We start from the raw sequence: 6,015 nt of genomic DNA, 5'->3' as shown, positions 1-6,015 counted from the left end.
GGTCGCATTATAGGGATAAACGAGTGAGGGTCAATACTTTATTTCAGCTTTTTGACAATTAAATGAATTTAGTATGAAAGCTATACAAATAAAGGGCTGTAGGGTTTATTCCGCCTATTAAACAACCAACATATGAGCAGTAAAACTATGTGCATACATAAAACTACAATATTAGGTGCGTTAGACTAAGCCAACTACGGTTTTTAATTGGCGTTTAATAAATTATTACGTATGCCGTTAATTAAAAATTATAATTAAAGCCTGCGTAATAGCGTCGCCCTGAATAGCTTGAGTTAAGTAATCGTGCATCTGTATCATTACCTAAACGCGTTACCGATTCCGACTTAGTTAAATTAATGACGGCAGCTGTGAAACTTAGTCCTTCGTATAAGTTAACCGACGCATTAACATCAACCTGTTCGTATGGATCTTGATATACATTTAACCCACTATTGAGCCCCAATACTGTCATCTCTCGTTTATTATATGATGCACGTATATTAAAGGCGTCACCTTCATAGTAAACAGAAGTGTTGTACTGATACTTTGCACTACCTATTAATGCCGACTGACCAAACTCTTCACCATTTACTGTTACCTCGGCCTTATTGGTTTTGTTATAGTTGTAGTTTGCGTAAAAACCAAAACCATTATCAAACGCATGCTGAATAAATACTTCTGCGCCTTTAGATACTGCATCTGTACCATTACCATTACCCACAATACTGTACGGAGCGATATTAATAATACCTGCATCTACTATATTATTTTTACCGACAAAGCTTTGCTCTACACCTATTACCAGTGGCACGACAAAGTTGTCTACTTTCTTATGAAAAAACGCCAATCCAACCGCAGAACCCTTTGCATAATAATACTCAATAGATAAATCAGCCTGCACCGATTCAAATGGCTTTAAGTTTTTATCACCGCCACTGCCGCTAAAGCCTGGTTGTTCATTAAATGCAACTCTATCATCTGCCCATTCATCCGATACAAACGTAATACGCTGCTGCGCACCTAAATCGCTGTAATCAGGACGAGACATTACTTTTGCTATTGCCCCACGAATAACTAAATCGTCAGTTGCATCCCACGCTATATTAAAGCTTGGTAGTATTTGAGTGTCTTTGTTTTTTTGAGTGACTAATTGATAGTCTTTTACAAAGCGTGCGTCACCAGTTACGGCTCGCCAGTTTCATCATTTGTGTGATCTAATTGGTAGGTATATAAGTCGGTAGATGAAGTAAATGTTTTTATTTGCACAACACGCACTCCCAAATTACCTCTTACTTCACTAAACTCAAAATCGCCTTGAATATAAAAAGCAGATATTTTCTCTTCAATGTCGTAAACAAAGTTATCTTCAATACGTGTATAAGGTACATACTCAGCAGTGACCATATCGCGGTATTTGTCCCAGTCGATGCTTGGCATTTGGTTTATTTCAAACCCGCCTACTATATTACTCTCACTTGTAAATACATTTTGAGCTAATGGCATTCCACCATTCCATTGGTAGCTGTCAAAACGCGTAATACCTTGCTTCACCCGCAGCTATATCAAAATTAGGATCTAAAAAGAAGGTATTACCAGTTTCACGATGAAGAGTTGAGTTGCGGTATTTAACACCGGTTCTAATTGTTTTTAAAAAGCCCCAATCAACATAAAAACCCATATCAGCTTGGTAGTAATCTTCCTCTAGCTCACTGCGTACAAAACTTGAGTTTGAAGAGCCCGCATCACGACCGCCTCCAATTCCATTTTGTAAGTTAGTTAATGTATTAGGGTCAATATTAAGTGATATATTATTTTGGTTGAGTGACCAGCCTGCCGTTTGAGCAGCGTTTTGCATAGCAGTGGCGTTTTCGCCCGCGTTTGAGCTTTTATATGCGGATTCCCAGCTTTCTTCTGGTCCTCCTTCTGATTTTGCATTACCCACGACAAAACGCGCTTTAAAATTATCGCCTTCATAGGTTAAGTTAAAATCAAACGTATTGGAGGTCGATTCTTCGCGCACATAACTGCCGCGCACCCACGGAAACTGCATATCAGTTTCAATACCGCTTGCCATCGCATCGTATTGCATACCAGTAACAATAGTTCCCGACTCATCAAGATTTACATCAGTTAAAAAATCAGGATTTAAAGACCACTCTGGTATATCAATCACAGATTCTGTTCTGTCTTACCCTAATGTAAAACCAAAATAATTAAAGCCAAGCTCTAAACGATTTGTTGGTCGCCATTGCGTACTAAATTGGATCCCTTCGCGCTCACGTTTTTCGTTAAGTACTGAACCTCGAACAACTTGCGGAAACCAAACGCCATAGTAACTATTACCACCTGCATCACTAATAGTATCCCAACCATTATTGTTATTAACTGCATTACCATTTATACCTATTGCTTGCCCAGTGCCAGTATAGCGCCACACATTGGCATCAGTACCGCCCGAAAGCGTTCTGTTTGTTCGCTCCTTATATGTATAGCCAACTAATATACCAACGTTTTCGTCGTCATTTTCCCATGAATATAAACCCGTAAACTGCGGCTCATACTCTTTTGTAACATCAGCGTAAGTACTCTCTACATTAAATACACCTGAGTTTACATCCATATTTAAAGGTTTTCGGCTGTGCATTAATACAGTGCCACCAACCCCACCTTCATCTAAACGTGCCTCTGGCGATTTATAAACCTCAACACTTTCAATCATTGAAGACGGTAACAAAGCATAATCAAACGAACGCGAAGGCTCCCCTGGAGAAGACGCAATAAAATTACCATTAAGCTGTCTAAAAGTAAGTTCTGACGATAAACCACGAATACTAACTGATGAACCTTCCCCGCCGTCACGCTCAATTACCACTCCGGGTACGCGCTGAAGTGAGTCGGCAACGTTTTTATCAGGGATCTTCAGCGGTAATTGCATCAACCACAGAGCCAGACATACGTTTTACGTCTAAGTTTTCAGCCATACTTGAACGGATACCACGTGCTTCTATTACTTCCATATCTTTTTTTATTTTTGCTTCATCGGTTGTTTCTGCACTAAATGCCAGTGTGTATAAAAATATACCTAAGTTTAAGCAAAACTAAATAAATCTTATTGCGAACAACTAATAGGTATAGAATATTAATTTTACAACTTTTAGATGACCTTAAATAAAGCTTTTCATGTAAAAGCACACCTTTAATATCTAAGCTGCTCCTTATTTTTAAAAGATGTTAAGTAGATCTTCTAAAAAATATAGACTAAAGTTAATTAAAGAACTTTATGACTGATAAAATTCATTAGCGCAATGCTAAAGAACCACTTTTAAAAGTGGAAGAAAAGGAGTTTTTACTTTTAATAATCGTCTTAATTAAGTCACACGCTAAAACACTGCTAAATATAACTAGTTTATATATCGTTGTTTATTCATGTTTTGTATTTTAATACTCGCTTGGATGAATATTCCTAATAAATTAACTTTGAATAGGAGCTTATTTATGAAAAGTAATATTAAATTAATCATTGCTGTATGTTTTATTATTTGGTTTATCAATGACAGCAACGCCCACAGTGCAAAATCTAACTTTGATCTAGATGACAATGGCTTATATGATGACTACGAACGTAAATTGTTACTTGATTTTCTTGGGGAAAAATACCCAGAAATCAACGCTAATTACGACACTAATGATGATGGTAAGGTAACAGTACTAGAGCAAACCACTGGTCGACTCCCATTATCGCTGCGTATTCCCAAACGCGCAATTGATAGCACAACCAAAGTTCCGTGGGCTTTAAACCTTTTTCCTGAGTGGCTTATGTCTGCTTATTTTCAAGAAGACACTTTAATAGGTAATGTAATAAATCATTCTTCGCGCGGAACTATTATAGCTAATGCAACACAAGCAAATCTCTCCCTTCAACCAGCCAAAACAAGAAAAAATAATGGTATTGAATTTACGGAGAATTCTGGGCAACATTTAATGATGCCGGGTCAACGTGATGCTAGGTGGAATTACAGATGGATGCTTTTTACATTTAGGATCGATGCTAATACAGGTGATAATGCTGAAACGATTTTATTAGATATTAATCAAGGTGAAGGTTCAAATAAGTCATCTCCTAAAATCTGGTATAACAAAACAAATGGTCTAAGTATTCAGTATGTAGGACTTAATAATAATGGTCTTGATAAACGAATTATGACCACTAAAAATGGCGTGGTTGCAGATGGTAAAACATGGAATGTTATTGTTGCCGGGATCCGTTATGGTCAAATGTTCGCCTCAGTAAATGGTACATTAATATCTAGTGAAACAGCCCAACCAGACCGCTTTTCAGGCGAGTGGATTAGTAATACTTCTTCATACATTGGCGATAAAGATATTGGTAATATGGCTTGGGCATATGATTCATTAGTATTTGGTTTAACTGAACCATCAGAAGCTATGGTTCAAAAAATGACTGGCTGGGCTGCTTATCGTCTAAGTACTAATAAAGCGTTATTTAGTAATGGAATATCTTCAATTGATCTGCCAAACAAGCACCCTTATAAGAGTAATAGACCTGTAATGGATGCTGAAGACTTCCCTTATCGTTATATTCATAACGAAAAAGAATGGACAGCTTGGGGGAGCTCTATTAACAGTACTGAAGTTAAAGTTAATGGCGGCGGTGAGCGTGTACCTACAGACGACTTTGAAAGAGTATTCTATGATGACTTTCGTAATAACCGAGTAAAAGCGAGCTTTAGTGGTGAATCTGACCTTTGGTCAGCCCCAGGATTCAATCCTGCGGTTGGCGGTAAAGCCCAACTCATAGCACCAAATGAAACAGATAATGCTTACCCCTACAATATAAATGAAGAAAAACAGACTCTATTATTAATCAAAAAAAATGAGCGATGGAGAGGAAGTGCCTTTTATAGCGTGAATGATCTTGGACATGGCTATACTTGGAGTGGAGCTAAAATATTCCGAATTCGTAGTATGTTTCCTAAAATAGAACAAGAAAATTTACCTGACGGATTATTCCCTGCATTTTGGTCATATGATCCTGACTTTTTGTTTTGGCGAACGGCAAATCGCATCGAAATTGATTGGTTTGAATTTCATGGTAAAAATGGATCGTGGTTAAACGGACTCGCTTCTCACTATCACTATGCTCATGTTCCCAATATATTTGCAAAAGATGACTCTAGCTATAAAAGTTACAAAGCATATGGAGGAGAGCTAACCGAACAAAAAAGTAAAATTGAAGGTGGTCTTGAATTTTGGGATGGACAATACCACACTTGGGAATTTGTCATTAATAATGACATAACCTATATAAATGTAACTATTAAAGATGAAGCAGGAAACGATAAATGGGTTGAAGTCGGGCGTGTTCCAACACCTCCTACTTATCTTGAAAGACTCGATCTTCAAGTTGACTATGCATTAAAGTATGACTATTTCCTTGAGCCATCGCCTGAGCAAACAAGTTTTACTATCGACTCTATTGAAGTACTACAAAAAACATCAAACATAATAAAAATCCCAAAACCCTTTATCAGTAGACCAATTATTACAGGGGAAAAAGCAGTTGGTGGCACCATAACTTGCCAAGCTAATTTACAAGATATTACAGATATTCGTTATTATTGGTTTGCTGATGGCTATCCGTTAACATACACAGCAACTAATACTTACGATATTACGAGTGAAGAGTCTGGGAAAGAAATTCGCTGTATGGTTAAAGCGGTTGGCGCACTTAACATGCCAGAAGCTTGGACTAATAAAGTGGATATAACACAATAATATCGAGGATATGTGAGTTGTGCCAGAGCTTATATATTCACCTAAAAAAGATAACTATTTACCCCGTAATTTAGAATCTAAATAGTTTCTATAATAAAATTCAATCATTAAATGAAGGCTATTCTTCAGGGCAAGATCACGAACTTTACCTTGACTTCAAAGTATGATCTTATACTCCTTTTTACAAGGAGCATTCTCATGCTTGATATTCAGCTATTT

The 6,015-nt window shown here is 37.2% G+C and carries 1 protein-coding gene and 1 pseudogene; one reads left to right on the top strand and one right to left on the bottom strand.

The window, feature by feature from the left end; translation table 11 throughout:
- Positions 1-241 precede the first annotated feature (241 nt).
- Positions 242-3,071 (bottom strand): annotated as a pseudogene (locus tag GQR56_RS20875) (TonB-dependent receptor); the annotation flags it as partial.
- Between the two features lie 424 nt (positions 3,072-3,495).
- Between GQR56_RS20875 and GQR56_RS20870 the strand changes: the two are divergent.
- A complete protein-coding gene (locus GQR56_RS20870) occupies positions 3,496-5,796 on the top strand; it encodes a hypothetical protein (RefSeq protein ID WP_166115248.1) in 2,301 nt (766 codons plus the stop codon).
- The last annotated feature ends 219 nt before the right edge of the window (positions 5,797-6,015 follow it).

The sequence above is a fragment of the Pseudoalteromonas sp. Z9A5 genome (assembly GCF_011378875.1).
GTDB lineage: Bacteria > Pseudomonadota > Gammaproteobacteria > Enterobacterales > Alteromonadaceae > Pseudoalteromonas.
The sequence above is the reverse complement of the archived record's forward strand: the minus strand, read 5'-3'. Positions and strand labels throughout refer to the sequence as shown.

Excerpts from the sequence above, each read along its gene's own strand:
- GQR56_RS20870 (WP_166115248.1), top strand. The coding sequence starts at position 3,496 with ATGAAAAGTAATATTAAATTAATCATTGCTGTATGTTTTATTATTTGG.